Raw genomic sequence first — 23,804 nt, forward strand, 5'->3', positions numbered from 1 at the left:
AGGGGGTACCCCCATCGAGGACCTTCCGGCGCCTTGCGATCGCACGCACCAGACGCCCCGGCCTGATCCGGACGGGGTTTAGACACAGGCTCTCAGCCGCTCCCCGAGTCACCGGGCCGGTCCCAGGAACTGGGTGGCGGCCAGGCGTGCGTACAGGCCGTCCTGGTCGAGCAGTCCCGTATGGGTGCCCACCGCGCGTACTCGCCCCGCTTCCATCACCACGATCCGGTCGGCGTGGGTCACCGTTGAGAGCCGGTGGGCCACGACGAGGACCGTGGTCCGGCGGGCGGCCTGTGTGATGACGTCGCGTACCGCCAGTTCGTTGACGGCGTCGAGCTGCGACGTCGCCTCGTCCAGGAGCAGCAGCCGGGGTTTGCGCAGCAGGGCGCGGGCGATCGCGATGCGCTGCCGTTCGCCGCCCGACAGCTTGGTGCCGCGGTGTCCGACCGGGGTCTCCAGGCCCTGCGGCAGGCGGTCCACCAGCGTGTCCAGCTTCGCCCGGACCAGGACGTCGTGGATGTCCTGGTCGGTCGCGTCGGGCGCCGCGAAGACCAGGTTCTCCCGCAGCGTTCCGGCCAGGACCGGGGTGTCCTGCTCCACGTATCCGATGGCGTTCCGCAGCTCCGGCAGCGACCAGTCCCGTACGTCCTTGCCGTCGACCAGAACCCGGCCTCCGGTCGTCTCGTAGAACCGCTCGATCAGCGCGAAGACGGTCGACTTGCCCGCCCCCGAGGGGCCGACGAAGGCCGTCATGCCGGTGCCGCGCACCTCGAAGTCGACCTGGTGGTGGACGGGCGGAAGGTCGTCGCGGTAGCGGAAGCTCACGTCCTCGAAGCGGACCGATGCCGGGCCGTCGAGCACCGCCGAAGTCCCGGGCCGCCCGGGGTGCTCCTGCTCCAGGGGCTCCGTCTCCAGCCGCTCCACTTCCGCGATGCGGGCGATGGCGGCCGAGCCCTCCTGATATTTGGAGGCCGCCTCGACCAGCCTGTCCATCGGCTCGATGAGGTAGAAGAGGTAGAGCAGGAAGGCGATCAGCGTGGACACGGGGATCGCGCCGGAGGCCACGCGTGCCCCGCCGACCCCGAGCACCGCGAGGAACGACAGCTCCATCGCCAGACCGACCGACCCCGCGGCCACCGCCTCCCACTTCGCACTCGTCACGCCGTGCCGCCACGAGCGCCGCAGTGCCGCGTCGGCGACCGCGGTCTCGCGCTGTTCGGCACCCGACGCCTTGACCGTCCGCAGCGCGCCGAAGATCCGCTCCAGGACGGAGGAGACCTCCCCGACGGCTTCCTGCGCGCGCTCGGTGGACCGCGCGATCCTGGGCATCACCAGGGCGACGGCCCCGCCCATCACCACGCCCACACCCAGGGTGACGCCGAGCAGCACGGCGTCCATGAGGGCCATCATGACGACGGCCGCGACCAGGGTCACGGCACCGGTGGCACCGTTGACGATCGCCTGGGTGGTGACGGCACGCAGGAGCGTCGTGTCGGAGGTGACCCGGGACATCAGGTCGCCCGGCTGGTTCCGCTCGACCTCCGTCAGGCGCAGCCGCAGCAGTCGCCCGACCAGGGTGCGCCGGGCGGCCAGCACGACCGACTCCGCGGTCCGCTCCAGCACGTACGCGCCGAACGCCTGGAGCGCCGCGCCCAGCACCACGAGCGCGGTGAGGGCCAGGAGGATCCTGGCGATCGTCTCGCCGGAGCTCAGCCGGTCCACGAGGACCTTCGTGGCCAAGGGCTGAAGCAATCCGGTGCCGGCTCCGATCAGGGTGAGCAGGGCGGCGAGCGCGACGGCCTTGCGGTGCGGTCGGAAGTGGGCGTACAGCGCCTTGAAGGTCTTCGGGGCGGTCAGGCGTGCGGTGTCGGCGGCCGACGGGTCGGTCGCGGTCATGGTGGATCCCTTGTGTCGTCCGGTTGGCCGGTTCGGCGTCCGGTTGGCCGGTTGTCCGGACGCTTCGCCGTCCCGGATATCCGGTCACTTCGGTCGGGTGCTCGCTCCCTCAGCCGGACAGCCCCGCGAGGACTGCCCCGCGAGGACTGCCCCGGCGTGGTGGACCAGGCCGGTGTACAGGTCGGGCCGGAGGACGGCCAGGATTCCGGCCGCCGCGAGGAGGACGATGAGCCCGGCCTCCCGGCCGCCCCTGAGATGCCCGTGCGACAGGCACCGGCTCGTCTCACACCTCTTGCAGGGCGGCGTGCCGGGGGCTGCCGGGGCCGGTACGCGGCCGGCTCGGGCCATTCGCTTGTCGTCCATGCGTCCAGGCTGGTCGAGGCGCGGGCTCACGGATATCCGGCAGTCATCGGGACCCCATCCCCCAGGTGGCCGGAGCACACCCCGCCAGTCGGCCGGTGGTCAGGGGAGGGGCACACCGGCGTCGCGGAGCTGCTCGATGCGCTCGATGCGGGAGTGGTCGTGGACGTAGGAGCGGGGGCCGTCGCTCGTGATCGCCCACCCGGGGGAGCACGCCCCGCCGGGTGGCGGCCCGATGCGGGGCCGGCCGGCGCTCGTGGACCCCGTTTCAGCCTCGGCGCCGGTTCATGACGCGCTGCGCTCCACGGTCGCGGTCTCGGGGGCGGACGGGGCGGAGGACCGGGTGAGCAGGCGGCCGATGGCGGTCGAGCCGACTCCGTGGATCAGGACGCTGCCGAGCACGGTGAGTGTCGTCGCGTACAGGACGGTGTCCGCGTAGGGCCCGTCGGGGAGGGTGTTGAAGGCGATCAGGCCGAACACGATCGAGGTGGTGCCGCGTGGTCCGAGGGCTCCCACCATGAGCCGTTCGCGCCAGGTGAAGTCCGAGCCGAGGAAGGCGAGCAGGATCGGAACGACGCGTACGACGGTGAGGGCGGCGGCGCAGAGCGCGAGGGTGGGCCAGTGAACGCCGTCGCTCAGTGCGAGCACCACGCCGTTTCCGAAGAAGAACCACATGCACATGGTCATGATCGAGTTGGTGTCCTCGATCAGCCGGAAGTCCGAGGCGTCGGGGACTTGGGCGCCCCCTCGCCGGGTCGGGGCCTGCCGGACGTAACGGAAGGCGATGCCGCAGACGAACGAGGCCACGAAGCCGTTGCCGTCGGCCGCCACGGTCAGGGTGTAGGCGAGCAGGGGTGTGACCAGCACGAGGATCCGGCGTGACTGGTCGGTCGTCCGGTGGGTGCGGTCGGCCGAGTTCATCAGCCACGCGAGCAGCGGCCCCAGCACGATGCCGACGAGGAGTGCCTTCGCCGCCGAGGGAACGGCCGTGCCCAGGGCCTGCATGGGGGTGTGGGCCTGGGTGGTGGAACCGGCCAGGATCAGGGCGAACAGGAAGATGGGCGACACGATCCCGTCGTTGTAACCGCTCTCCACGTTGAGGAGGTTGCGCACCCGTGCGGCGATGCGCGTGTCGCGTACCAGCGTCTCGGCCGGGGCGAAGTCGGTCGGCACGACGACGCACGCGATCAGCAGCAGGAGCGCCACGGGCAGCGCGGGCAGCAGCAGCGAGCCCAGCAGGACCGTCGCGGCCAGACTCAGGGGCAGCGCCACGAGCAGCGCCCGGGCGGCCGCGCCGGGATCCTTGCCGAACAGCCGCCCGCCCGGCAGTTCGGTCGCGTCGACGAACAGCAGGACCGCCAGGATGACCTCGGCCACGTGCTGGGCGACCTCGGAGTTCAAGGTGGCGGCGATCTGGCTCTGGGTGAACAGCCCGGTGATGATCCCCGCGAGGACCAGCACCAGAGGGGCCCTGACGTGCCGCTGCTCCAGCCATCCGGCGACGAGCGACCACCCGGCGGCCGCAGCGGTGATCACGATCAAGGTGAAGACCATGTGGGTTCCTGATTCGGGGCACAGAACGTCATGAGTTCATGCGTTCATGAGTTACAGAACGTTACGAGTTATGGGTGGGAAAGGGAGGCGGGCCGCGCGCATCGGCGGTTCGCCCTCACGCGGAAGGCGCCCGGGCCGGTCCGCGAGGGTCAGTCCGCGCGGGACGGGATGCGCATCCGCACCCGGTAGCCGCCCTCGTCGGTCGGGCCGGATTCGAAGCTGCCGTGCAGGATGTCGGCGCGCTCCTTGAGGCCCAGCAGGCCCTGGTGCGCGCCGGGCAGGGGCAGGGAGGGGCGGGACGGCGCGCTGTTGGTGACCGTCACGCCGACGGCGTCGCCGTCGTGCCACAGCTCGACGGTCGCCGTGGCCCCGGGGGCGTGTTTGCGGACGTTGGTCAGCGCTTCCTGCACCGTGCGGTACAGGGCGCGCTGGGCGGGCGTGCCCACGGAGGCCGGGAAATCGCCCGTGAGCTCCGCTTCGATGCCACTGGACGCCACCAGTCTGCGCAGGTCGGCGAGGGTGGGCTGCGGGGTGAGTTCCGTCGCGGCGCCGCCGGAGGCGCGCAGCAACGTGACCATGGTGCGCAGTTCGTCGAGCGTGTCCACGCTCAGGGAGCGGATGGTGCGCGCCGCTTCCCGGCTGTCCGCGTCCTTGGCCGCCACTTGCATGGCTCCGGCCTGGATCGCGATCAGGCTGACCTGGTGGGAGACGACGTCGTGCATCTCGCGTGCCAGCTGGGCGCGTTCACGGGCCAGGACGGCCTGCGCGTGCAGCTCGCGCTCGTGCTCCCGGGCCTCCTCGATCTCCTCCAGGCGCCGCGCCAAGTCCCGCCGTGCCTGGACCAGTTGGCCCAGCAGGACCGGAGCGGTGGCCGTCGCCAGGTTGTACAGCAGGTAGACCAGCGTCCATGCCTGGCTGGTCGATCCGTCGTCGTTCAGCGGTGAGTGCAGCACCATGGCGACCGCGGACAAGAAGACGCACAACCCGAGCAGCCGACGGTCACGCGAGCGTTCGGCCAGGGTGTAGAGGGCGGCGATGGGGGCGACCAGGATGTCCTGGACCAGGGTGGCCGGCAGGGTGAGCAGGAAGACGACCAGCGGGAACCGCCGCCGCGCGGCCAGGGCGACGCAGGCGAGCGCGGGGAGCGCGGGGCCGAGTGGGGCGTCGTTCCAGTAGGTGAGCCATCCGTCCAGCGCGGCGAGGGCGACCAGACCGGCGTCCCGCGCGGGTGGCGGTACCCGGTTCCACAGCCGCTTGGCCGCATGGGCGGCGCTCATCGGCCTTCCCGGTCGGCGTCCAGCAGCCCGGCTCGCTGGGCGAGCAGCGCCGCCTGGACCCGGCCGGCCACCCTCAGTTTGGTGAGGATGGCGCTGACATGGTCCTTGACCGTGCTGGTGCCCAGATGCAGACGGGTCCCGATGTCGGCGTTGGACAGACCCTGCGCCAGCAGCACGAGCACGTCCCGCTCCCGGTCGGTCAGCCGCTTCACGCGGGCCGCCTCCTCGTCCACGGCGCCGGGCCCGGCGGCAGCGGGATGCGTACGCAGCAGGCTCCGGGAGGCCCTGGAGGACATCACCACCCCATCGGCGGCCAACGTCCTTACCAGCTGCGGGAGTTGATCGGGTTCGGTGTCCTTGAGGAGGAACCCGGCCGCGCCCGAGTGGAGGGCCGTGAGGACGTACTCGTCGGTGTCGAAGGTGGTGAGCATCGCCACGACAGGGGGAGCGGGCAGGGCGCGCAGCTGAGCCAGCACCGTGAGGCCGTCCACGTCCGGCATCCGGATGTCGAGGAGGACGACATCCGGACGGTGTTCCCGCACCGTTGCGAGGGCGTCCCCGCCCGACGCGGTGGCGACGACCTCGATGTCGTCCGCCGCGCCCAGGATGAGGCCGAAACCGGATCGGACCAGCGCCTCGTCGTCGACCACCACTACCCGAATCACGTGCGTCGCACCCCGTCGTCCACCACTGCCCGAATCACGTGCGTCGCACCCGTCGCCCGTCGATCCCCGTCGTCCTAGACCGTAAGGTCCCCCGCCGTCCCTGGCGAGGCCGCGAGCCCGGTTCCAGCCGGTCGGGGGGCCGGTTCCCACCAGTCGGCGGAGGTGGCGGCACGGGCCGGCCGGCGTCGGCTGCGGCTGAGGGAGGCGAGGAGGAACACCTCGTTGAGGCTGAGGCAGCCGTCGAGGCGCAGGCCTCGCGCCGTGCCTTCCGGGAGACATGGCGCGGGAGCAACGCCCGTACGCCCGGCGCCGACGGCTCTGCTGAACGTCAGGGGCCGAGCGGGGCGCCGGCCGCGACCGCTTCGGGGGCGAGCGTGCGCTGGACCAGCGCCCGTGCGGTCTCCACCGGGCGGATGCCCTGTTTCTTGGAGTAGCCGAGGAGGAGGCGGTAGGCGGCCGGACCGTCGGTCCCGTGGTGTTCGGCGAGCATGCCCTTGGCCATTTCCAGGGTGGTCTTGGCGGAGACCGCGGCCTGGACCTGGGTGAGTAGGTCCTGCGGGCGGGGCTGCTCGGGCACCCAGTTGATCAGGGCGACCGAGGCCACGTCGGCCAGCGCCTGGGCCAGTGCCAGCGCGTCCGCGTCCAGAGCGCCGTCCCCGGCGAGCAGCAGGTTGAGGGCGCCGATGCGCTGGTGGTTGACCCGCAGCGGCACGGCGTACGCGGCCCGGTAGCCGAGCGCGGCCGCCGCCGGAGCGAACTGCGGCCACCGCGCGGCGGACGCCCTCAAGTCGGGTTCCTCGACCGGCTGTCCGGTGTGGAAGCAGTCGAGGCAGGGGCCCTGGCTGGACTGCAGTGCGATCAGATCGGCCAGCCCCACCCGGTAGTCCGAGACCGCCATGATGCGCAACCGTCCGCGAACGGTGGCCACCATGACTCCGGCCGCGTCCGCGCCGACCAGGTGCACACAGTGCTCGCTCAGCCGGTCGAGCAGGACCAGCGGGTCCAGGTCGGCGGCGTAGGTGTCGGACAGGGACACGAACGCCCGGGCAAGCTGCTGTTCACGGGTCATGCCCGCTCACCGTCCCTGATCGAAATCGCCATGCCGACCCCCGCCGCCACCTGACTCCTCGCCATCCCCGTCGTCCTCGTCGGAAAGGCGGAGCACGCGCATAGTGACGTCCCGGGCCACCTCGGTCACCGTCCGGCTCTGGGCGAAGGCACGCGCCCGCAGCCGGTCCAGGGCCTGCTGAGGATCGACATTCAGCTGAACCATGACCATACCCACCGCCTGGTGGACCTCGTCATGGTCGGCTTCCGCAGCGTCCAACCACGACGCTACTCCTCCCTCGTCGCCTGCGTCGTTGCCTTCTTCGTCGCTCGACGCCAGCGCGAACAGGGCGTAGGTGGCCGCGTCCCGCGCGAGCAGCGCCGTCTCCAGGTCGCGGCCCGTCAGCGGGCCCGGACTCGTGCGGTACAGGTCGAGCGTGCCGATCGGCTGCGCGCCGCCCAGCGGCAGTGAGAACACCGCCCGCACCCCCAACTGGACGGCGTACTGCGCGAAAACCGGCCAGCGTCTCGCGTCCGGGCCCTCGGTGAGATCCGCCGCGAACACCGGCGCCGCCAGCACCAGCGCGGTCTGACACGGGCCGGTCCCGAGCGTGTACTGCGTCTCGGCGAGCCGGGAAGCCGTCTCATCGCTCGCGGCCCAGGTGGCACGCACCTCGGAGTCGCTCGCCAGGGAGATGGAGGCCCCGCTCACCGGCAGGACCCGCGTACACGCCCGGCACAGCTGGAGCGGAATCTGCGCGATGTCCGCCCCCTGAGCCGCGACCGCCAGAGCCTCCGTTACTGCCCGCCGGTCCGCGTCGGCGGCGCCGGCATCGCGTGGCGCATCCAGGTCCCGCCTCGGCCCGGTCACCTCGTGGAACGGATCACCGTCAGGGTTGGGCGGCAGCATCTGTCTCACCTCCGGCCGGGCACCGGCACCGGTCCCTTGATCCACCCAGTATGGTCGCGCGGCTCCACCGGGAACGCACCGTGGGACCCCACACTCCGGTTCCTCGCGACGGGCGGCCGATCATGCGGCGGCCGCGTCCGGCCGCTGTCCCAAACCGTGCGGTGGCCCGGAATCAATCACGCTGGGGAGGGCACCCGTCACAATACGACGTCTCGACACGGGGCGCCGCCGCCTAGTGTGGTTGGCCGGGCCGCCAGAAGGCGCGGGAGGACGATGACGTACGAACAGCGGGAAATCTTCTTCGCCGCAGCCATGTTGGACCTCGCCGACGCGCTCGGTGAGGTCGGCGCCGAGCAACGTCTGGAGCGCCTCACGGCGCACTGCCAGGCGCTGACTCCGGTGAGTGCCGCGACCGCTCTGGTCATCGAGGGGGGCGACCGCCAGGTGTGGGCCGCCACGCCTCCCGACGTCAGCGACGGCCTGACCGGCGGTGACAGCTGGGAAAGCGGCAGCCCGCTGCGCGACTGCCACCGGCTGGGCCGCCCGATCCCCGAAGTCCCCCTGGCCCATCCTTACGCCCGCGCCTGCTGGCCCCGCTACGCCCCCGCCGCCCGCGACAGCGGATTCCTGGGCGTCGCCGCCTGGCCCCTGAGCCACGACGGCACGGCCTACGGCGCCCTGTGCCTGCTCTCCCAGCGCCCCGGCCAGCTCGGCAGCGAAACGGAACGCATCGCCTCCGCCCTGGCCCGGGCCACCGCCATCGGCCTGGCCCACCACCAGGCCCTGGCCGAACACCAGCGCCTGGCAGGGCAGTTGCAGCGTGCCCTGGACAGCCGCACCGTCATCGAACAGGCCAAGGGCATTCTCGCCGAACGGCACGACATCCCCCTCCAGGAAGCCTTCGAGATGATGCGGCGTACCTCCCGCAGCCACCAGACCCCGATGCGCGAGCTGGCCCAGACGATCATCGCGACCCCTCGCCGGCGTTCCGCAGCCCCGCCATCGACGGCGACACCGCCACCGCTTACGCGGGACAAGGCTGACTGATGCGCCCCTGACGCGTCACAACGCCGGTACGGCCTCTTCGGGAGCGACCGGACCGGGCGGGGTGCCGGCGCCGAAGGGGCGGCCGCCCAGTGACGCCCGGTCGTGGGCGTCGAGCCAGCCCGACAGGTCCGGTCCCGCGGGCACGATGCCGGTCGGGTTGATGTCCTGGTGGACCAGGTAGTAGTGGCGTTTGATGTGGTCAAAGTCCACTGTGTCGCCGAATCCCGGGGTCTGGAACAGGTCGCGCGCGTAGGCCCAGAGAACGGGCATCTCGGACAGCTTCTGCCGGTTGCACTTGAAGTGGCCGTGATAGACGGCGTCGAAGCGTACGAGTGTGGTGAACAGCCGGACGTCCGCCTCGGTGATGGTGTCACCGACCAGGTAGCGAGACGTCGCGAGTCGTTCCGAGAGCCGGTCGAGACGGGCGAACAGGGACGCGTACGCCGAGGCGTAGGCCTCCTGGGAACCCGCGAAACCGGCACGGTAGACCCCGTTGTTGACGTCCTCGTACACCGTCTCGTTCACGGCGTCGATCTCTTGCCGCAACGCCTGCGGGTAGAGATCCGGGGCCCCTTCACGGTGGTGGGCCTTCCACTCCAGCGACATGTCGATCGTGATCCGGGTGAAGTCATTGGTGACCACCTTGCCGGTCGGTACGTCGACGATCGCCGGTACGGTGACGCCGCGGTCGTAACCGGGGTCGCGGGCGAGGTAGGCCTCCTGGAGGCGTTCGATTCCGAGCACCGGGTCGCGACCGCCCGGGTCCAGGTCGAACGTCCAGCTGCGCTCGTCATGAGTGGGCCCGGCCACGGCCATCGGCAGCGCGCTCTCCAGCCCGAGAAGCCGCCGTACGATGACCGCCCGGCCGGCCCACGGGCAGGCCCGGCTGACCACCAGCCGGTACCGGCCCGCTTCGACGGGGTATCCCTCGCGCCCGTCGGCGGTGATGCGCGTGGTGATGTACCGGCTGTCCCGCGTGTAGGAGCTGCCGGGATGCACGTAGCTCATAGGCAGGAGACCCCTGTTCCGGATTCCAGGTTTCCGGTCGGCGCCCGGATCGGCTGCGGGCGCGTCAGCACCCAGGACAAGGATCCCGGCTCTCGGCGAAACGCGCTCACCGAAGCCCTGGTACGTGCGGTGGCGCCGACCCGGGCAGCCACGCGCGACGCGGCGTCGTTCCCCCAGCCGGCCGGCTTGTCCGCTCCGCGCCCGGATTCAAACCCGCGGCCGATTAGTCCGAGCCGTACTCGGCTTGGCGATATCCGCGTCTTTGCTCCGGCTGTGTGCGCGGTGAGGGTGGGACGTGCGCCGGTGGTGTCCCGCCATCGGCGGAAGTGGACCGTGAGAGAGGAAGTCCCGCACATGCCTCCGATTCCGGTGAAGCCCGGTATCTACAAGATCCACGCCCACATCATCGGCCCGTCCGCCCTGGTGACGGCCACGGAGTACGCCGTCAAGCACGGCGCCCCCGTCATCACCGACCGTATGAACCCTCTCCCGATCGAGCAGGACTGGGTCATCCAGCCCACCGAGCACGTCCCGGGGGCGCCGTACGTGATCCACCTCGCCCATCACGAGGCGGCGGGCCTCGTCGTGGCCGAGGACAAGCTCTTCGTGAACGCCGTGCCGCGCTCCGAGTGGGCGAAGTTCACGTTCGAGCGCGTCATGGGCGGGGTCAAGATCCTGTCGGACAAGGGGCTCGCCTGGCGTGCCGAGCACCGGGGCGCACAGATCGCGCTCGTGCCGCCCAAGGCCGAGTTCCAGGAGACGTGGACCCTGGAGTACGTGAGCCCGATCGAGGACGAGTAGCCGAGGACGAGTAGCCCAGGAGCAGCGCGCGGCGGTCGGGGCCCTCCAGGCCCGGCCACATGCAAAACACCCCTCTGGTCCACGTTTCCGCGGATCAGAGGGGTGTTGAAAGCGGTAGCGGAGGGATTTGAACCCGACCGCGTGACGCGTCTCACCTGCGGTTTTGTCGGAGAGCCCGAAAAATCGGGGCGTTTCGATCCTGTACCGTCCTGTTCCGTCCTGCTGGATCGGGTCCCGTGTTGTCGTGACAACACGGGGTGGGCGGGCCTCCGACAAGAGGCCGTCGCCTCAGCGGGGCGTCGTTGGAAGATGTCGAGCATCTTCGTACGGAGCCTGTCCGGCGTGTGAGTTTGGCGTAGCTCCAGAGGGCAGGGCGCGGTTGACCGCGCCCCTCGGTGACTACGGAGGGTTGCCTTCGGCGTCGTGTCCAGCAGTCCCGGGTGCTTAGCGGCCACAGCGCAGCCATCGTCCGCTAGGCCGATTGGGCCGGTTCCCGGTGTGCTCGGTCGCCGATGCCTGGCAGGTGCCGTTCTGGCGTCGGGTCACTGCCAGAAGATCTCCTCTACGACGATCTGCGGGTCTTCGGCTCGGCCCACGAAAGTGAAACGCAGCCAGCCTCTTCCGCGGTCGAAGTAGAGGATGTGAGGGCCGCGCGGACGGCTGGAACGGGCGGGTTCGAGGTAGTAGCCGTCTGGTAGCTAGTCCTGGGGGAGGTAGGGGTTTTTGGCAGTGATGAGTTCTGCCGTGCCGTCCCTGATCTGCTTCCGCACCTCGTCGGGGAGACCGTCGCGGTAGATGCGTGCGGCTTCCACCCAGTCTGCTTGCCAGGGTGGTCCCATGAAGCCGTCGGTCACCAGCCGGGTTCCGTCTGGCGGGCGGCACGGCGGAGGTGTCCGGCTTCTTCAAGGAGGGCCTTGGCCCGGGCGGCGTCGCTTGCCTCGCCGGCCTCGTCCTCCAGGCGGTGCACCTTCTGCTCAAGGAGCGGGTCGCGGGCGATGGCGTACTCGCCCCACCAGCGGGCCATGAACGCGGGAACCGGTGCGATGTCGTACGCATCGGCGATGTCCCGCTTCCAGTGGGCATCGAAATCGGCGAGGAGCTGTGGGGCGTGCTGGGCGATGGCGTCGCGCAGGGCCCGGGGAGTTCTCTCGGGCATGGGCGGGACACCTGGTCCGCCCAGAGCAGCAGTCGTCATGAGTGTCCTCCTCGGTGCGACCTCATCGGCCCGCTCCCCGCGGTGCTCCTCACGAAGCGTATCGCCGCACAGGCCGCGCAAGAGTAGATACATCACATGAGGCCCAAGCAGGAGACGATTGTCGCCCTTCGTGAAGGTCCCGTCCGTGGACGGGAGCACCGGGAAGCGGTTACTGGTTGAGCCTTCCCGACATCCGTTGAAAGCCCGTCCGTGGAGGTTGCGCGATGATCGCTCCGCGTAGTGTCTCAGTGGCTGGGCAGAACACGCGGGTCGATGACGAGTGCAGCGGTGGCAGTCAGCACGGGGATCACCACCACCGCAACGACCAGGACGGTACGGCGCAGACGTACCAGTTCTGTGGTGACGGACCAGCGGGACGTGGCTGCCGCCGCGGCCGCGAGCACCAGTAATGCGGCGCCGAAGGAGACGTTGCTGTACGCGATGTTCCACGCAATGGAGTAGCTGAAGGCCCAGAGGGCGGACGTGCCTCCGGCCCAACCAGCGATGACGGAAAGGCTGAACTGGGGCGGCGTGACGACCGCGGACCAGAGTGGCACACTCACCGCCGTCACGGTCATCGCCAGGTATTGCCAATCGAAGTAGGACCCCCAAGTGGCTGCACCGTGCAGCAGGAATTGCGCCCATGCTCCAGTGGCCGTACCGGCTCCGGCAAGGACAACTGCCGCCCAGGCCAGCGGATTCTTTGGCCGACGCAGTCCAACACGAATGGCCCGGGTCCTCTTCAGCATGAGTGTCACAAGACAAGCCGCAGCCAACAGAACCAGATATCCGGCCAGCAGGAGTCCAAACAGTACGTCGCTGTGCCCCCTGAGCGCATTGACGAGAAGGGAGACCAGTCCCCAGGTGGAGGCGGCTGCGGCACCGAGCACCAGCCCCGGCCCGATCACTGATCTCGTACGAGGCAGGAGCGTGCAGATTCCTGCAAGCAGTACCACCACGGCTGTGACGATGGGGTACAAGCGGCTGGACATATCGGGGAGGCCGATACCGGTGGCGATAAGTCCGGCAGCCAGTATTGCGGAGAGGCCGGGGATGCCTGTGGCCCGAATGCGCTGCACGAGGTCCCGTGCGCGTGTCGCGGCGCGGGCGGGCTGCGTGGCCGTTCGCCGCGCCGGACCTGCCGGCTCCCGTGCCGGTGTGGATCCAGGAGCGGCATCGGGCGGTGCTTGCCGCACCTCGGCAACTGGACGGACCATCGGTAGAGACGGCGGTGCCTCAGTGGGGGACGGCCCCGGAACCTCGTCGCTCCTGAGGGCCTGTGCATGGGTTGCCCGGAGCCGGGCTGCTGCAGCTGAAACGGCCCTGCTGTCGTCTTCGATGAGGCGTTGGATCTCGCGCGCTACGTGCTGGCGCACCAGGCCGTTGCCGATGCGGTGCAGATGGGCGAGCCCGTCCAGGGCGGCAAGCCGGTCGGTGGTGAGCGGGCTGTCGAGGGCATGACGCAGGTACGCCGGAAGGGCCCAGTTGACGTTTCGGGCGATGATGATCCGGCCCTCTACGTTGTCCAGCCGCTTGGGACGCTGCTGAGGCATTTCGTCCACAACTCGGTCATGGACATAGCTGTACAGCTCGTCCAGAGCGATGTCTCCATCGCCGTCGAGATCGGCGCTGCCGTCCCGCAGGCCCGCCACCAGGTGGCGGGTGAACACCGACTGCTGTGCTGCTCCGTGCGGCTTGTTGCCCTCGAACGAGTACTGGGTGGCGTCGGACGCGGTCAGAACGGTCCGCCCCCGGCCCTGGAAACGTTCCAGGGTGTGTACCTGGGTATCGGCTCTGGCCGTGTATCCGGCGGGGAAGGCACCGCTGTAGCAGCAATCGAGGATCAGAACCTTCTGCCGGGACATACAGCCGGACATGGACTGGTCGACCTGCTCGGCGGGAATGGACGTGAACAGCAGGCTGTCGCGCCGGGTGTTGGTCGTCGCCAGATAGAGCCGACCGCCGTCGTCCTTGAGCCCGTGGCCGGTGAAGTACAACAGAGTGAGGTCGTCGCGCCGTCGGCCGCGATAGAGGTCCGCGATGGCCTCGCCGACCCGGTAATGCGGCTCGTTGACGAGAAGCGTGACCTCGAACCCTGCGATGTCAGGATGTGCGAGGACGGTGGCCAATGCCTCCGCATCGTGTGCGGGCGAGGTCAGCGCCTTGAGTCCAGTGTCCTGGTAGGTGTATGCGGCGATCAACAGCGTCAGTCGGCGTCCCATGGCTACGGCCCGGAATGGCGGCGGATATAGGCCGCGATCAGGTCACGCCGCTCGTCGGAGGTCGCCCTCTCCAGTTGGATCGTGTCACCGTCGACGGTCAAGGAGATCCGGTGTCGTGCAGACTGCCGGCCCAGCCAGTCCCGCAGGGTCTCGACGAGCGAGGAGAGCACTCCCCCCGCCGTGCTCAGGGAGACGACGATCGCCCCCAGCGTGACCGGGTCAGCAGCCTTCGCCCCGTCAGGAACCGTCCCAGCCGGGAGAGCACGGACGGAGTCGAGGTCCAACTCGGCTATCTCGGACCGCAGCTGCCGCGCCAGCTGCTCGGAAGCCTCAGGATCCAGCTCGGAGTCGGATGTAATCATGAGCACCGCGCTCATCACCTCGGCTGGCCCGGCCTTCCCCGCGTCGTAGCTGCTGGAGTCATGGCCACGCACGCGTCCCCCTGGTAACGAAGTGTCGCGACTCCTTCACCACAGTGTGACGGCTTGAGGCTTCCAGCGGCGCCACTTCGGAAAGTTCGGCCAAGGGGACGCCAGCCGTTCACAGGCCGCGAAAGAGGGGGTCATCACATGAGGCCCAAGCAGGAGACGGTCAGTGCCCACCTGAGGTCGGCATCCGTCCCCAAACAGGTGTCACGACACTCGGGGGAAGCCAGGGGTCACTTCATCCCTGGGTGCCTCCACCCTACGAACGGGAGGACCAACCGGGGCAAAAAGGTAGAGCCCACTGAGGTGCTTACCGTTCGGTGATGTGCTGATCGTGGCCCGCCTGGTAGACCCGCCCGTGTCCCGAAGCCGTAGCCTTCATCGACAACGACCCGGCACGGGCTTGCTCCTCATCCGGCAGCGAGGGAGCGATCTCCTCGTCCACGAGCCGCTGCAGCTCGCGCCCCAGCGAGGGATCCTCGCGCAGCAGCAGCCGCAGCCGGTTCTGCCACTCCGTCACCAAAGCGGCTTCCCTGTCGACGTCTTCGCTCTGCCGCGCGGCAAGAACTTGCGTCCGTGCCTCGGACAGAGCTGCATCCACACTGTCGGCCTGGTCCGGACGGACACGGCGCCACCATTCCACGACCGAGGCCCGCGTCTGCTGCCAGGCATCTGTGGCCATCGCCCCCACCACAGCAGTCGCTGCTGCCAGCGTGATCGGATCCATCACATGCCTCCTCTACTCCATCATTGCCAGTTGGCCAACGACCAGCGTGGCACGGGCCATTGGGGCCCAGCCATAGGCCGAACAGCCTCGACCCGCCGCGAACGCTGTCTGCTTCACCCCGTGGCCTTGAGCCCCGTCCCCTCGGCAAGTCTGCTGGCCCGGTCTGGAAGTTGATCGGCATGGTCCGGGAATCGGGATGTCAACCGCACGGCGGCTTGAACGCAAGTACGGGAATGTGCTGTTTCCATTTGGCGGGTGTCAGGGCGCTGGCGGTGGTTTCACATATGCGGCGGATCGCCCTGTCGGCCTTCATGGGCCATAGTCGGATCTTTCGGTCCATGCCGCTGCTGGCCAGGGTGAGGCCGTCCGGGGCGAACGCGACGGAGACGACGAACTCCGTGTGCCCGACAAGCGGCTCGCCGAGGGGCTTCGGGCTGACCCGATCCCTGACGTCCCAAAGGCGTATGTGCTCATCGAAGCTGCCGCTGGCCAGAGTGCTGCCATCGGGACTGTAGGCAATCGTCTTGATGAAGCTGGTGTGGCCGACGAGAGGTTGCCCCAGGGGCTTCGGCTCGGCCCGCTCCGTCACGTCCCAGAGCCGGATCTGTTTGTCCAGGCTGCCGCTGGCCAGCGTTCGTCCGTCGGGGCTGAAGACGACTGATTCCACGGTGTTGGTCGAACCACGCAGGGGTTCCCCCAGGGGCATGGGGTGCATCCGGTCGGTCACATCCCACAGGCGGACCTGCTCATCGCCACCCCCGCTGGCCAGGGTCCGTCCGTCCGGGCTGAAGGCCACTGAACTGATGGTGTTGGTGTGACCTGCTGGTGTCTTTCCTAGGGCTACTGGGTGAGCACGATCAGTGGTGTCCCAGAGACGCACGTTGACGCCGTCACCTGCGGCGAGCGTCCGCCCGTCTCGGCTGAATGCGATGGAGGAGATGAGGTTGCCGGCCCCGGTGAGCGCTGGCTCCAGCAGCGCGGGGTGGGAGGGATCCGTGAGATCGCAGAGCCTGACCGTCGCTCTGCCGTTGCTGGTGCCTCCGACCGCGAGAGTGCGGCTGTCCTTGAACGCAAGCGAAGTGTCGGTGCTCAGGGGAACGGTGACCGTGCCCAGGAGCGTTGGATGGAACTGGTCCGTCATTTTCCATAGCTGCAGAGCCCGATTCTCACTACTGCCACCACTACCATTGCCGTTGCTGGCGAGTGTGCGGCCATCCGGACTGAATGCCAGACTGTTGGCAAATCCGTTCGGCACGGGCAGTGCGACTTGCGCGTCGGCCAATAGTCGAGTGTATAGACTGGGGGTTGGTCGCATCCCATAGGCAATGAGATCGAGTTGGGACGCGAGGTGCGGATCATCGTTACGGAGAGCGTTGGCCTCCTCCGCTATTTGCTTGACTATCACTTTGTTTCGTTCGGTCTCGGCGTCATCACTTTTCTGGAATGCGAAAACTGCAGCGCCGGATGAGAACAAGGTCGCCAATATCAAGAATATGAGCGCGGTGCGCCGGATGAGGGTTTCACGCTGTTGCTGTCGTCGCGAAGCCGCTAGGAACTCTCTAACGCAGGAGCCCGGTAGTGACTTGTTCGTCACGCCACTCCCGAGCCGGCAGGCGTCCTCCAACTGGCTCCCCCGGAAGAGCATGCTTGAGTCACGATGATTGCGGCTCCAGTTCGTGGCGGCTTCCTCCAGTCTCTGCCGCACGAGCGTGTTGGCCCGATCCTCTTCGACCCATCGTCGCAGGCGCGGCCATGCATGCAGCAATGTCTCGTGAATGATCTCAACGGTGTCCCACTCCTGGACCAGCAGCCGGTCCTTGGTGAGCGACTCAATGACTCCGGTAACGACGGCGGGATCGCCACACGTGTTCAGGAGGTCGGTGCGGGGCACACGCTGCCTCGTGTTGGCGACTCCGTCACCGACCCTGACGAGGCGCAGGAGAAGCGATTGCGCCGCCTTCCGCCCTTGTGGGTCCAGTTTGTTGAAGGCGTTCTCGGCGGTGGTGACGACGGCATGACTGATACCGCCAGTGGCCTGGTACCCCTCAACCGTGAGGAGGTTGCCGCGCTTCTGCTGCCAAGTGGCTCGCAGCACGTGAGACAACAAGGGGAGGTGGCTCGCTTCAAACCATCCTGAAGCACCAGCGACAGCCCCAGAGAATGTCCGAGTGGAGAGATTGGCTTTGAAATCACGCAGCAGTAATTCCGTCAGTCCGGGTTCAATATCCAGTCCGACATCCTGGGCCGGGAGGCGGATGACGTCCCGCAGCCCCTCCTCGGACAACGGTCCGATCAAGACTTGATCGCTCTGTAAGGATTTCCGCAACTCTGCATACTCGGCGCATTTATCGTAAAAGTCTGAGCGAAGACCGTAGGCGATCAGTGCGACGGGGGCCGCGCCATCACGGTCCGGTTTCGTCAGAGCCGAGATCAGGGCTACAAAGTCACGACGCTGCTGATGATCAGCGCATTGCGTGAATAGTTCCTCGAAGCGATCAATGACGAGCAGCAGTCGCCGTTCCGCAGTCGACTCATGGGCGACTTGTTCGCTCAATGCGCCACGTATCATGGTAATGTACTGCGGCACATTACCCGCCCACATTCTGACCCCGACTGTCCCGGCAACTTCCGAAGTCAAGGATTTCACCGGTTCCGCAGTAGGGGTGAACAGAAGACATGGCCATGCCGCTGATCCGGGTATCCCTAATGCACCTCGCTGAATGGCTGGCACCAGCCCGGCCCGGAACAGCGAGGACTTACCGGCTCCAGTAGGGCCGATCAAGGCCAACGGGCCGCCACGCTGCAGGCGCGCAGTGAGTCTTACCATGATTTCGGCTGTCAACTCATCCCGCCCGAAGAACCACTGGGACTGCTCCGTACTGAACTCGACCAGTCCCGGGTACGGGCATTCTCCGAGAAGGCTCTCCCGGTGGATCCGCCGCACTTGCTGCACGCCGGACACATAGTGGATGTGCAGATCTCGTTCCGCAATGATCAGATCCCTCTGGGCCTGGAAAATGCGGGCCTGATCCCGTGCTTGCGCTTGGAACTCGGCCCGATCACTCATTGACGGTTCCGGAGGCTGCATAATCACTTACCTCAATCCCACTCACCGGGACGGACCCAGATGATGGGGGTGGACTTGCGCGGAGCTCCCGATGCCGTTCGCAGCATGTTGACTCCGGCCACGAAGGCCACGACTGATCCGATCAGAACACAGAAGGCTCCCTCTGCGGGATCGAAATGGACGTTTCTGATCGTCCCGAACCCTGTTTCCTCGTCAACTCCCGCAGCCCCGGCCATGATGGCCACGGACATGACGATGAGAGCGCCAGTCGACAACAAGACTGCCGCCATTCCCCAGAATCTGGCACGAGGGTACATGTGACTGAAGAGACCAAACCCGATGAGAGCCAGCCCGTAGAACAGGAGAGAACGGCGAGCTCCCTGATTCTGCTGGGAAATGATGAAATAGCTGTTCGTCTTGACTTCGAACAACGTGAGGCGAGAGCCGATCACGACAAGAAACCCTGCCAAGGCTAGAGCGACCGCTCCTCGGCCGCCATTTGATCGCGGGCTCCCCTCGACCCAAAGCGGCCAGCCCGGTGGAGGTGGTGGCCAGGACGGGTCCGGGCGCCATCCTGAAGGCATAACCCATCCTGGCGGAGGTTTGGGCCAGTCCGGAGGCGGGTTGAATCGCATGTCTACCTCACACAAAGGATCTTCTGGCCACTCAGGTTTCCGTGTGAGACACCAGACGTATAGAGTACGCGCCCAGCCGGTATCGTTAGCGGGGTTTTTGTGGACTTAAGTCTGCACCCTAGCCCTAATAGCACGCAGCAGTTCCTCCTTCCTCTCTTATATTTCGTCAAAGTGATCTAGGTCTGTTTCTGTCGGGGTGAACGGGAACCAGTAGGGCGGCGGGTTCGGGAGCCACTGGGGTCTCGGTGAGTCTGGGGACCACCGAGGGGCGGGGCGGGTGCCGATGGAGTAATCGGGCTGGTGGGCTATTTGGCCCCTCACGCTTTGCTTGTTGATCACGGTCGTGTCAGGAGATCCGTGTGTACAGGTCGCGTGAGTGGATCTTTGAGCAGATTCGCCGGGACCGTCGGCAGGATTCGACGGTGTCGCAGCGGGTTCTGGCCCAGCGGTATCGGGTGTCGCGTAGGACGGTGGCGAAGGCGTTGGCCCATGCGGTGCCGCTGAAGCGGAAGCAGCCGCCGCCCCGCCGGAGTGTGCTGGACCTGGTGAAGGGCTTCATCGACGCGATGTTGCGCGAGGACCTGAACGCGCCGCGGAAGCAGAAGCACACGGTTAACCGGATCCGGGAACGCCTGGCCGCGGAGCATGACTTCGAATGCGCTGGCTACACCACGGTCCGCGACTACGTGGCCCGGCGCCGCCCTGAGCTGGTACTGGAGGCCAACGAAGGCCGCTGGCATCTGGAGGGAACGGTCCCGCAGACGAAGAACCCCGGCGAGGAAGCGGAGGTCGATTTCGCGGACGTGTGGCTGGATATGTGGCTGGGCAATGGCGCAAGTGTGTGCTGTTCACGCTGCGGACGGGCCGTATCACCTGGTCTCCGGCCGCCGCAGGTGCTCACGCGGGTTATGCGGGCGGCCGCCCGGCCGCGTTGCCGGAGACCCAAGTGCGGTTGGTCAACGCACCCAGTCTTTGAGGGCTTCGGTGTCGAGGGTGATGTCCACGGGGGAGGGCAGCTCGATGGTGCGGCCGAAGGGGCGGCGGGTGAGGTTGGCGTAGGCGTTGCCGTCGGGTTCGGTGTAGACGAGGGTTTCGCAGGTGGCCCGGTCGATCAGCAGATAGACGGGGATACCGGTCTGTGCGTAGGCGCCCGGCTTCTCCTCGCGGTCACGCTTGTCGGTGTCGCTGTCGTACGAGGTGACCTCGACGACCATGACCACCTGGCCGGGATCGGCCCATTCGCCCTGGCCGGCGAAGCTGCCCTTGGCTGCCAGGGTGCCGTCGGGTTTGGCATGGCCCTTGCGATATTGCTCGATGCGCAGGCCGCGTTCGGGGTAGAGCCACAGATCGGGGCGGTGCTGCATGCAGCGTTCCATCAGCCAGCGGATGATCTCGTCGTGGTCGCCGTCCGGCACCGCTTTGACTCCCAGCCTGCCGTGGATGAACTCCATCCGGACGCCCTCGCGCTCGGCGGCGGCGGCGATGCGCTCGAACTCCTCGGCCAGCATCTGCGGCCGATCCTCAGTGACGGTCACCACACACCTCCCACGGTTCAGTCTAGGCGGGGCCAAGGGCGAAGGGGCGGTCATCCCGCAGGCCTGTCAAGGCCACTCCAGGGGCGGGCTGCGCGACGCCGTGCCGCCCTAAGACTTACGGGTGGGGCGGGCGAGGGCTTGATTGCCTCCCTCACGGATCCCTCCGTAGGAAGCTGGAACTGCCCCGCAATACAAGGGAAGTGACTTGTGCCGCTGCGTCCGCGTGTTGTCACGACAACACCATGTCCACACGCAAAACACCCCTCCGACCAAGTTTTCCCTGGTCAGAGGGGTGTTACTGGCGGTAGCGGAGGGATTTGAACCCTCGGTGAGTTTCCCCACACTCGCTTTCGAGGCGAGCTCCTTCGGCCGCTCGGACACGCTACCGAGAGAGAGCTTAGCCCAAGGTGGGCCGTGCTTTGAAATCGGTTCGGGGAGAGCTGGGTCACCGCTGCCGGAAGAAGGCCGTCAGCTGCGCGGAGCACTCCTCTTCGAGGACGCCCGCGATCACTTCGGGGCGGTGGTTGAGGCGCTGATCGCGTACGAGATCCCACAGCGAACCGGCGGCGCCCGCCTTCTCGTCGCGGGCCCCGTAGACGACCCGGTCGATCCGGGACTGCACGATGGCGCCCGCGCACATCACGCACGGCTCCAGGGTGACGACGAGCGTGCAGCCGGTCAGCCGCCACTCGCCCGTCTTCAGCGCCGCGCGCCGGATCGCGAGGACCTCCGCGTGCGCGGTCGGATCGCCGGTCGCCTCGCGTTCGTTGTGGCCGGCCGCGAGGAACGCGCCGTCCGGGGCGAGCACGACCGCGCCGACCGGCACATCGCCGGCCGACTCGGCCCGTGCCGCCCCGGCCAGGGCGGAGCGCATCGGCTCCGCCCACCGCTCGCGTACGGGATCGTGCGGGTGGAGCACTAGCGGACGGCCTCCAGGACCTCGGCCGCGCCCAGCGCGTCCGCGATCGTCACGAGGGCGTCGCCGTCGAGCGCCAGGAGGCGGCGCTCGCTCACCCCGAGGTCGGCGAGGATCGCGCTCTCGCCGAGCGGCCCGGCCGGTGCGGGGCCGTCCGACGGATCGGCGCCGTCCGGCTCGTCCGCGGCCCCGGCCGCTTCGTCCTCGTAGCCGTCCTCCGTGCCGTCGAGGTCAAGGGTGTCCAGCACGTCCTCCTCGTCGTCCTGGTCGTGGCCGAGCAGTTCGTCGGTGAGCATGGCCCCGTACGAGGAGCGGGCGGCGACGGCGGCGTTGGAGACGAAGACGCGGGGGTCCTCCTCGCCGTCGACGCGGACGACGCCGAACCAGGCGTCCTCCTGCTCGATGAAGACGAGCACCGTGTCGTCGGCCCCGTCGGCGGCTGCTTCCCGGGCCAGGTCGGCCAGGTCTGACAGCGTCTCCACATCGTCGAGCTCTGTGTCGCTCGCTTCCCACCCGTCTTCGGTGCGCGCGAGCAGTGCGGCGAAGTACACCGTGACTCTCCCACTGGTCATAGGCGTGCCGGTTGGGGGTCCCCCCGGCTGTGGCTTCATTCGGAATCGTGGCAGAAAACACCGCCGTTGCGAGAGTTCTTCCGCGGTTGCGTTTTTTCGGTCGCCCGGATCGCGGGGTCCGACCCCCTGTGATCACACGGTTCGACGCGCCGTGATCACGACGTGCGACGCGCCGGGATCAGGGGTTCGGGCCGCCACGGCAAGGGTTTTCGATCCCCGCGATCGCGGGCGGGGGCCGCCGGTTCCGCGGGTCACCAGCGGAAGGTTCGCATGCGCATGGCCTGGCGCATTCGGGCCGCGCGGGCGCGTCGGGGCTGCACCCGGTCGCGCAGCGCCTTGGCCTCGTGCAGTTCGCGCAGGAACTGGGCGCGCCGCCGCCGGCGATCCGCGTCGCTCTCCGGTTGTGACTCCGCGTCGTACTCGTCCGGCATTGGCTCACACCGCCCCGGGGTCGTCTCCTGTCTCCCACCTTCCCCCCGTTCGGGCGCTTGACGCCAGCACGAAAGGGCAGCAGGTGGGACGCGGGGCCGCTACGCCCCGGTTACTGTGGTCGTCATGCGGATCCATGTTGTCGACCACCCTCTCGTGGCGCACAAGCTCACCACGCTGCGCGACAAGCGCACCGACTCCCCGACCTTCCGGCGGCTCGCCGACGAGCTGGTCACCCTGCTCGCCTACGAGGCCACCCGGGACGTGCGCACCGAGCAGGTGGACATCGAGACGCCGGTGACGCCGACGACGGGCGTGAAGCTCTCGTACCCGCGTCCGCTGGTGGTCCCGATCCTGCGGGCCGGTCTCGGCATGCTCGACGGCATGGTGCGCCTGCTGCCGACCGCCGAAGTGGGCTTCCTCGGCATGATCCGCAACGAGGAGACCCTGGAGGCCTCCACGTACGCGACCCGCATGCCCGAGGACCTCTCCGGCCGCCAGGTGTACGTCCTGGACCCGATGCTGGCGACCGGCGGCACGCTGGTGGCGGCGATCCGTGAGCTGATCAAGCGCGGCGCGGACGACGTCACCGCCGTGGTGCTGCTCGCCGCCCCCGAAGGCGTCGAGCTCATGGAGCGCGAGCTGGCGGGTACGCCGGTGACCGTGGTGACCGCCTCGGTCGACGAGCGCCTGAACGAGCACGGCTACATCGTGCCGGGCCTGGGCGACGCGGGCGACCGGATGTACGGGACGGCCGAGTAGGCCCCTTCGAAGGGCTCTTGGAGGGTCCTCAGCACTTCCCCGAGGGCGCGGGTGCGGGCTTGGCCAGGGCGGCCAGGGCCGTGTCCGCGTCCTTGGGCGTGTTCAGGTCGGCGAACGTCGTACCCAGAATGAGATCGACGTCCGGCGTGTTGCGCGTGTCGGTCTTCTGCGCCGCGCCCTTGAGCTGTGCGCCGAGTACGGAGAACGGGCCGCGGGTGGCCGCGGGGGCGCCCAGGAGCACCCCGTTGCCCGGGACCTTCTTGTCGTACTCCCCGGGCGCGTTGCCGACCTTGCCGATCGCGAAGCCGCGCTTCTTCAGCTCGTCCGCGACCGCCTTGGCCAGACCCGCGCGCGGGGTCGCGTTGTAGACGTTGACGGTGATCTGCGCGGGCTTGGGCAGCGCCTGGGGGGCGCCCGAGGCGGCGGGCGTGGGGCAGTCCTTCTGCCGGGCCGCCGCTTTCGACTTCCCGCCGCCGCCGAACACGTCGATGAGCTGGATCGTCCCCCAGCCGATCAGGCCGAGGGCCAGGACCGCGCCGACCAGCGCGAGGATCAGCCGGCCGCGCCTTCGGGGACGTCGCATCCGCGGGTACGCGTCACCCTTGATGCGGTACTTTCCGCCCATGCCGGGGGGAGTGAGCATGCTCATAGGCGCAGGGTAGTGCCGACCCGTGATGATGCCTACTAAATGATCAACGGTTGGCGCGCGTGTGCGCCCGTATGCGCGTCAAAGGGTCCGAAAGGCTCACCCGGC

Annotated in this window: 22 protein-coding genes and 1 tRNA gene; 3 read left to right on the forward strand and 20 right to left on the reverse strand. The window is 68.4% G+C overall.

The window, feature by feature from the left end:
• Nucleotides 1-108: 108 nt before the first annotated feature.
• The 7 genes from ACWC2B_RS23890 to ACWC2B_RS23920 form a co-directional block, all read right to left on the reverse strand.
• Nucleotides 109-1,896, reverse strand: a complete 1,788-nt coding sequence (locus tag ACWC2B_RS23890) for an ABC transporter ATP-binding protein (protein ID WP_450719787.1) — start codon at nucleotides 1,894-1,896, stop codon at nucleotides 109-111.
• Nucleotides 1,897-1,980: 84 nt separating this feature from the next.
• Complete coding sequence (locus tag ACWC2B_RS23895; RefSeq protein ID WP_450719789.1) at nucleotides 1,981-2,259, reverse strand: hypothetical protein; 279 nt, start codon at nucleotides 2,257-2,259, stop codon at nucleotides 1,981-1,983.
• Between the two features lie 282 nt (nucleotides 2,260-2,541).
• The gene (locus tag ACWC2B_RS23900) at nucleotides 2,542-3,810 is read right to left on the reverse strand and encodes a cation:proton antiporter domain-containing protein (protein ID WP_450719791.1); all 1,269 of its coding nucleotides are present in this window, start codon (nucleotides 3,808-3,810) and stop codon (nucleotides 2,542-2,544) included.
• Nucleotides 3,811-3,959: 149 nt separating this feature from the next.
• On the reverse strand, nucleotides 3,960-5,087 hold the full coding sequence (locus ACWC2B_RS23905) for a sensor histidine kinase (protein WP_450719793.1): 1,128 nt from the start codon (nucleotides 5,085-5,087) through the stop codon (nucleotides 3,960-3,962).
• Entirely contained in the window at nucleotides 5,084-5,752 is a 669-nt protein-coding gene (locus ACWC2B_RS23910; protein ID WP_450719795.1) for a response regulator, read from the reverse strand. The genes ACWC2B_RS23905 and ACWC2B_RS23910 overlap by 4 nt, the downstream gene beginning before the upstream one ends.
• Before the next feature lie 328 nt (nucleotides 5,753-6,080).
• Entirely contained in the window at nucleotides 6,081-6,821 is a 741-nt protein-coding gene (locus tag ACWC2B_RS23915) for a GAF and ANTAR domain-containing protein (RefSeq protein ID WP_450719797.1), read from the reverse strand.
• Nucleotides 6,822-6,827: 6 nt separating this feature from the next.
• Nucleotides 6,828-7,709 (reverse strand): GAF and ANTAR domain-containing protein, encoded by an 882-nt coding sequence (locus ACWC2B_RS23920; protein ID WP_450719799.1) that lies wholly within the window; start codon nucleotides 7,707-7,709, stop codon nucleotides 6,828-6,830.
• Nucleotides 7,710-7,982: 273 nt separating this feature from the next.
• Between ACWC2B_RS23920 and ACWC2B_RS23925 the strand changes: the two genes are divergently transcribed.
• The gene (locus ACWC2B_RS23925) at nucleotides 7,983-8,756 is read left to right on the forward strand and encodes an ANTAR domain-containing response regulator (RefSeq protein ID WP_450719801.1); all 774 of its coding nucleotides are present in this window, start codon (nucleotides 7,983-7,985) and stop codon (nucleotides 8,754-8,756) included.
• Nucleotides 8,757-8,771: 15 nt separating this feature from the next.
• On the opposite strand, the gene ACWC2B_RS23930 is transcribed toward ACWC2B_RS23925, so the two are convergent.
• Nucleotides 8,772-9,764 (reverse strand): glutathione S-transferase family protein, encoded by a 993-nt coding sequence (locus ACWC2B_RS23930; protein WP_450719803.1) that lies wholly within the window; start codon nucleotides 9,762-9,764, stop codon nucleotides 8,772-8,774.
• Nucleotides 9,765-10,118: 354 nt separating this feature from the next.
• Here ACWC2B_RS23930 and ACWC2B_RS23935 point away from each other — a divergent pair, with 354 nt between their 5' ends.
• Complete coding sequence (locus tag ACWC2B_RS23935) at nucleotides 10,119-10,565, forward strand: hypothetical protein (RefSeq protein WP_450719805.1); 447 nt, start codon at nucleotides 10,119-10,121, stop codon at nucleotides 10,563-10,565.
• Nucleotides 10,566-11,415: 850 nt separating this feature from the next.
• Here the strand turns inward: ACWC2B_RS23935 and ACWC2B_RS23940 are convergent.
• From ACWC2B_RS23940 to ACWC2B_RS23990, 11 genes are all read right to left on the reverse strand, one after another.
• A complete protein-coding gene (locus tag ACWC2B_RS23940; protein ID WP_450719807.1) occupies nucleotides 11,416-11,760 on the reverse strand; it encodes a hypothetical protein in 345 nt (114 codons plus the stop codon).
• A gap of 245 nt (nucleotides 11,761-12,005) precedes the next feature.
• On the reverse strand, nucleotides 12,006-13,982 hold the full coding sequence (locus ACWC2B_RS23945) for a caspase, EACC1-associated type (protein WP_450719809.1): 1,977 nt from the start codon (nucleotides 13,980-13,982) through the stop codon (nucleotides 12,006-12,008).
• Between the two features lie 2 nt (nucleotides 13,983-13,984).
• The gene (locus tag ACWC2B_RS23950; RefSeq protein ID WP_450719811.1) at nucleotides 13,985-14,416 is read right to left on the reverse strand and encodes an effector-associated constant component EACC1; all 432 of its coding nucleotides are present in this window, start codon (nucleotides 14,414-14,416) and stop codon (nucleotides 13,985-13,987) included.
• Between the two features lie 301 nt (nucleotides 14,417-14,717).
• The gene (locus tag ACWC2B_RS23955; RefSeq protein ID WP_450719813.1) at nucleotides 14,718-15,134 is read right to left on the reverse strand and encodes a hypothetical protein; all 417 of its coding nucleotides are present in this window, start codon (nucleotides 15,132-15,134) and stop codon (nucleotides 14,718-14,720) included.
• A gap of 199 nt (nucleotides 15,135-15,333) precedes the next feature.
• Entirely contained in the window at nucleotides 15,334-18,201 is a 2,868-nt protein-coding gene (locus ACWC2B_RS23960) for an nSTAND1 domain-containing NTPase (RefSeq protein WP_450719815.1), read from the reverse strand.
• A 32-nt stretch (nucleotides 18,202-18,233) separates the two neighbouring features.
• Nucleotides 18,234-18,671: a hypothetical protein gene (locus ACWC2B_RS23965; protein WP_450719817.1), complete on the reverse strand. Its 438-nt coding sequence runs from the start codon at nucleotides 18,669-18,671 to the stop codon at nucleotides 18,234-18,236.
• A 1,121-nt stretch (nucleotides 18,672-19,792) separates the two neighbouring features.
• Nucleotides 19,793-20,371, reverse strand: coding sequence for a Uma2 family endonuclease (locus ACWC2B_RS23970; RefSeq protein ID WP_450719819.1), 579 nt, complete (start codon nucleotides 20,369-20,371; stop codon nucleotides 19,793-19,795).
• Nucleotides 20,372-20,670: 299 nt separating this feature from the next.
• Nucleotides 20,671-20,758, reverse strand: a tRNA-Ser gene (locus ACWC2B_RS23975).
• Between the two features lie 58 nt (nucleotides 20,759-20,816).
• Nucleotides 20,817-21,245 (reverse strand): tRNA adenosine(34) deaminase TadA, encoded by a 429-nt coding sequence (gene tadA, locus ACWC2B_RS23980; RefSeq protein WP_450719998.1) that lies wholly within the window; start codon nucleotides 21,243-21,245, stop codon nucleotides 20,817-20,819.
• Nucleotides 21,246-21,289: 44 nt separating this feature from the next.
• Complete coding sequence (locus tag ACWC2B_RS23985; RefSeq protein WP_450720000.1) at nucleotides 21,290-21,838, reverse strand: tRNA adenosine deaminase-associated protein; 549 nt, start codon at nucleotides 21,836-21,838, stop codon at nucleotides 21,290-21,292.
• 272 nt (nucleotides 21,839-22,110) lie between these two features.
• Nucleotides 22,111-22,290 (reverse strand): hypothetical protein, encoded by a 180-nt coding sequence (locus ACWC2B_RS23990; protein WP_450719821.1) that lies wholly within the window; start codon nucleotides 22,288-22,290, stop codon nucleotides 22,111-22,113.
• 124 nt (nucleotides 22,291-22,414) lie between these two features.
• Here ACWC2B_RS23990 and upp point away from each other — a divergent pair, with 124 nt between their 5' ends.
• Nucleotides 22,415-23,050 carry a uracil phosphoribosyltransferase gene (gene upp / locus ACWC2B_RS23995; protein WP_450719823.1) on the forward strand — a complete coding sequence of 212 codons (636 nt, stop codon included), beginning with the start codon at nucleotides 22,415-22,417 and terminating at the stop codon, nucleotides 23,048-23,050.
• Nucleotides 23,051-23,078: 28 nt separating this feature from the next.
• On the opposite strand, the gene ACWC2B_RS24000 is transcribed toward upp, so the two are convergent.
• Nucleotides 23,079-23,699, reverse strand: coding sequence for a LytR C-terminal domain-containing protein (locus ACWC2B_RS24000; protein WP_450719825.1), 621 nt, complete (start codon nucleotides 23,697-23,699; stop codon nucleotides 23,079-23,081).
• Nucleotides 23,700-23,804: the final 105 nt, after the last annotated feature.

It is taken from the genome of Streptomyces sp. NPDC001415 (genome assembly GCF_053597395.1).

Coding starts and splice junctions, on each gene's coding strand:
- ACWC2B_RS23925 (WP_450719801.1), top strand. CDS start 7,983: ATGACGTACGAACAGCGGGAAATCTTCTTCGCCGCAGCCATGTTGGAC.
- ACWC2B_RS23955 (WP_450719813.1), bottom strand. CDS start 15,134: ATGGATCCGATCACGCTGGCAGCAGCGACTGCTGTGGTGGGGGCGATG.
- ACWC2B_RS23915 (WP_450719797.1), bottom strand. CDS start 6,821: ATGACCCGTGAACAGCAGCTTGCCCGGGCGTTCGTGTCCCTGTCCGAC.
- ACWC2B_RS23945 (WP_450719809.1), bottom strand. CDS start 13,982: ATGGGACGCCGACTGACGCTGTTGATCGCCGCATACACCTACCAGGAC.
- ACWC2B_RS23920 (WP_450719799.1), bottom strand. CDS start 7,709: ATGCTGCCGCCCAACCCTGACGGTGATCCGTTCCACGAGGTGACCGGG.
- ACWC2B_RS23890 (WP_450719787.1), bottom strand. CDS start 1,896: ATGACCGCGACCGACCCGTCGGCCGCCGACACCGCACGCCTGACCGCC.
- ACWC2B_RS23990 (WP_450719821.1), bottom strand. CDS start 22,290: ATGCCGGACGAGTACGACGCGGAGTCACAACCGGAGAGCGACGCGGAT.
- tadA (WP_450719998.1), bottom strand. CDS start 21,245: ATGCGCTCCGCCCTGGCCGGGGCGGCACGGGCCGAGTCGGCCGGCGAT.
- ACWC2B_RS23960 (WP_450719815.1), bottom strand. CDS start 18,201: ATGAGTGATCGGGCCGAGTTCCAAGCGCAAGCACGGGATCAGGCCCGC.
- ACWC2B_RS23935 (WP_450719805.1), top strand. CDS start 10,119: ATGCCTCCGATTCCGGTGAAGCCCGGTATCTACAAGATCCACGCCCAC.
- ACWC2B_RS23900 (WP_450719791.1), bottom strand. CDS start 3,810: ATGGTCTTCACCTTGATCGTGATCACCGCTGCGGCCGCCGGGTGGTCG.
- ACWC2B_RS23905 (WP_450719793.1), bottom strand. CDS start 5,087: ATGAGCGCCGCCCATGCGGCCAAGCGGCTGTGGAACCGGGTACCGCCA.
- upp (WP_450719823.1), top strand. CDS start 22,415: ATGCGGATCCATGTTGTCGACCACCCTCTCGTGGCGCACAAGCTCACC.
- ACWC2B_RS23895 (WP_450719789.1), bottom strand. CDS start 2,259: ATGGACGACAAGCGAATGGCCCGAGCCGGCCGCGTACCGGCCCCGGCA.
- ACWC2B_RS23930 (WP_450719803.1), bottom strand. CDS start 9,764: ATGAGCTACGTGCATCCCGGCAGCTCCTACACGCGGGACAGCCGGTAC.
- ACWC2B_RS23940 (WP_450719807.1), bottom strand. CDS start 11,760: ATGACGACTGCTGCTCTGGGCGGACCAGGTGTCCCGCCCATGCCCGAG.
- ACWC2B_RS24000 (WP_450719825.1), bottom strand. CDS start 23,699: ATGAGCATGCTCACTCCCCCCGGCATGGGCGGAAAGTACCGCATCAAG.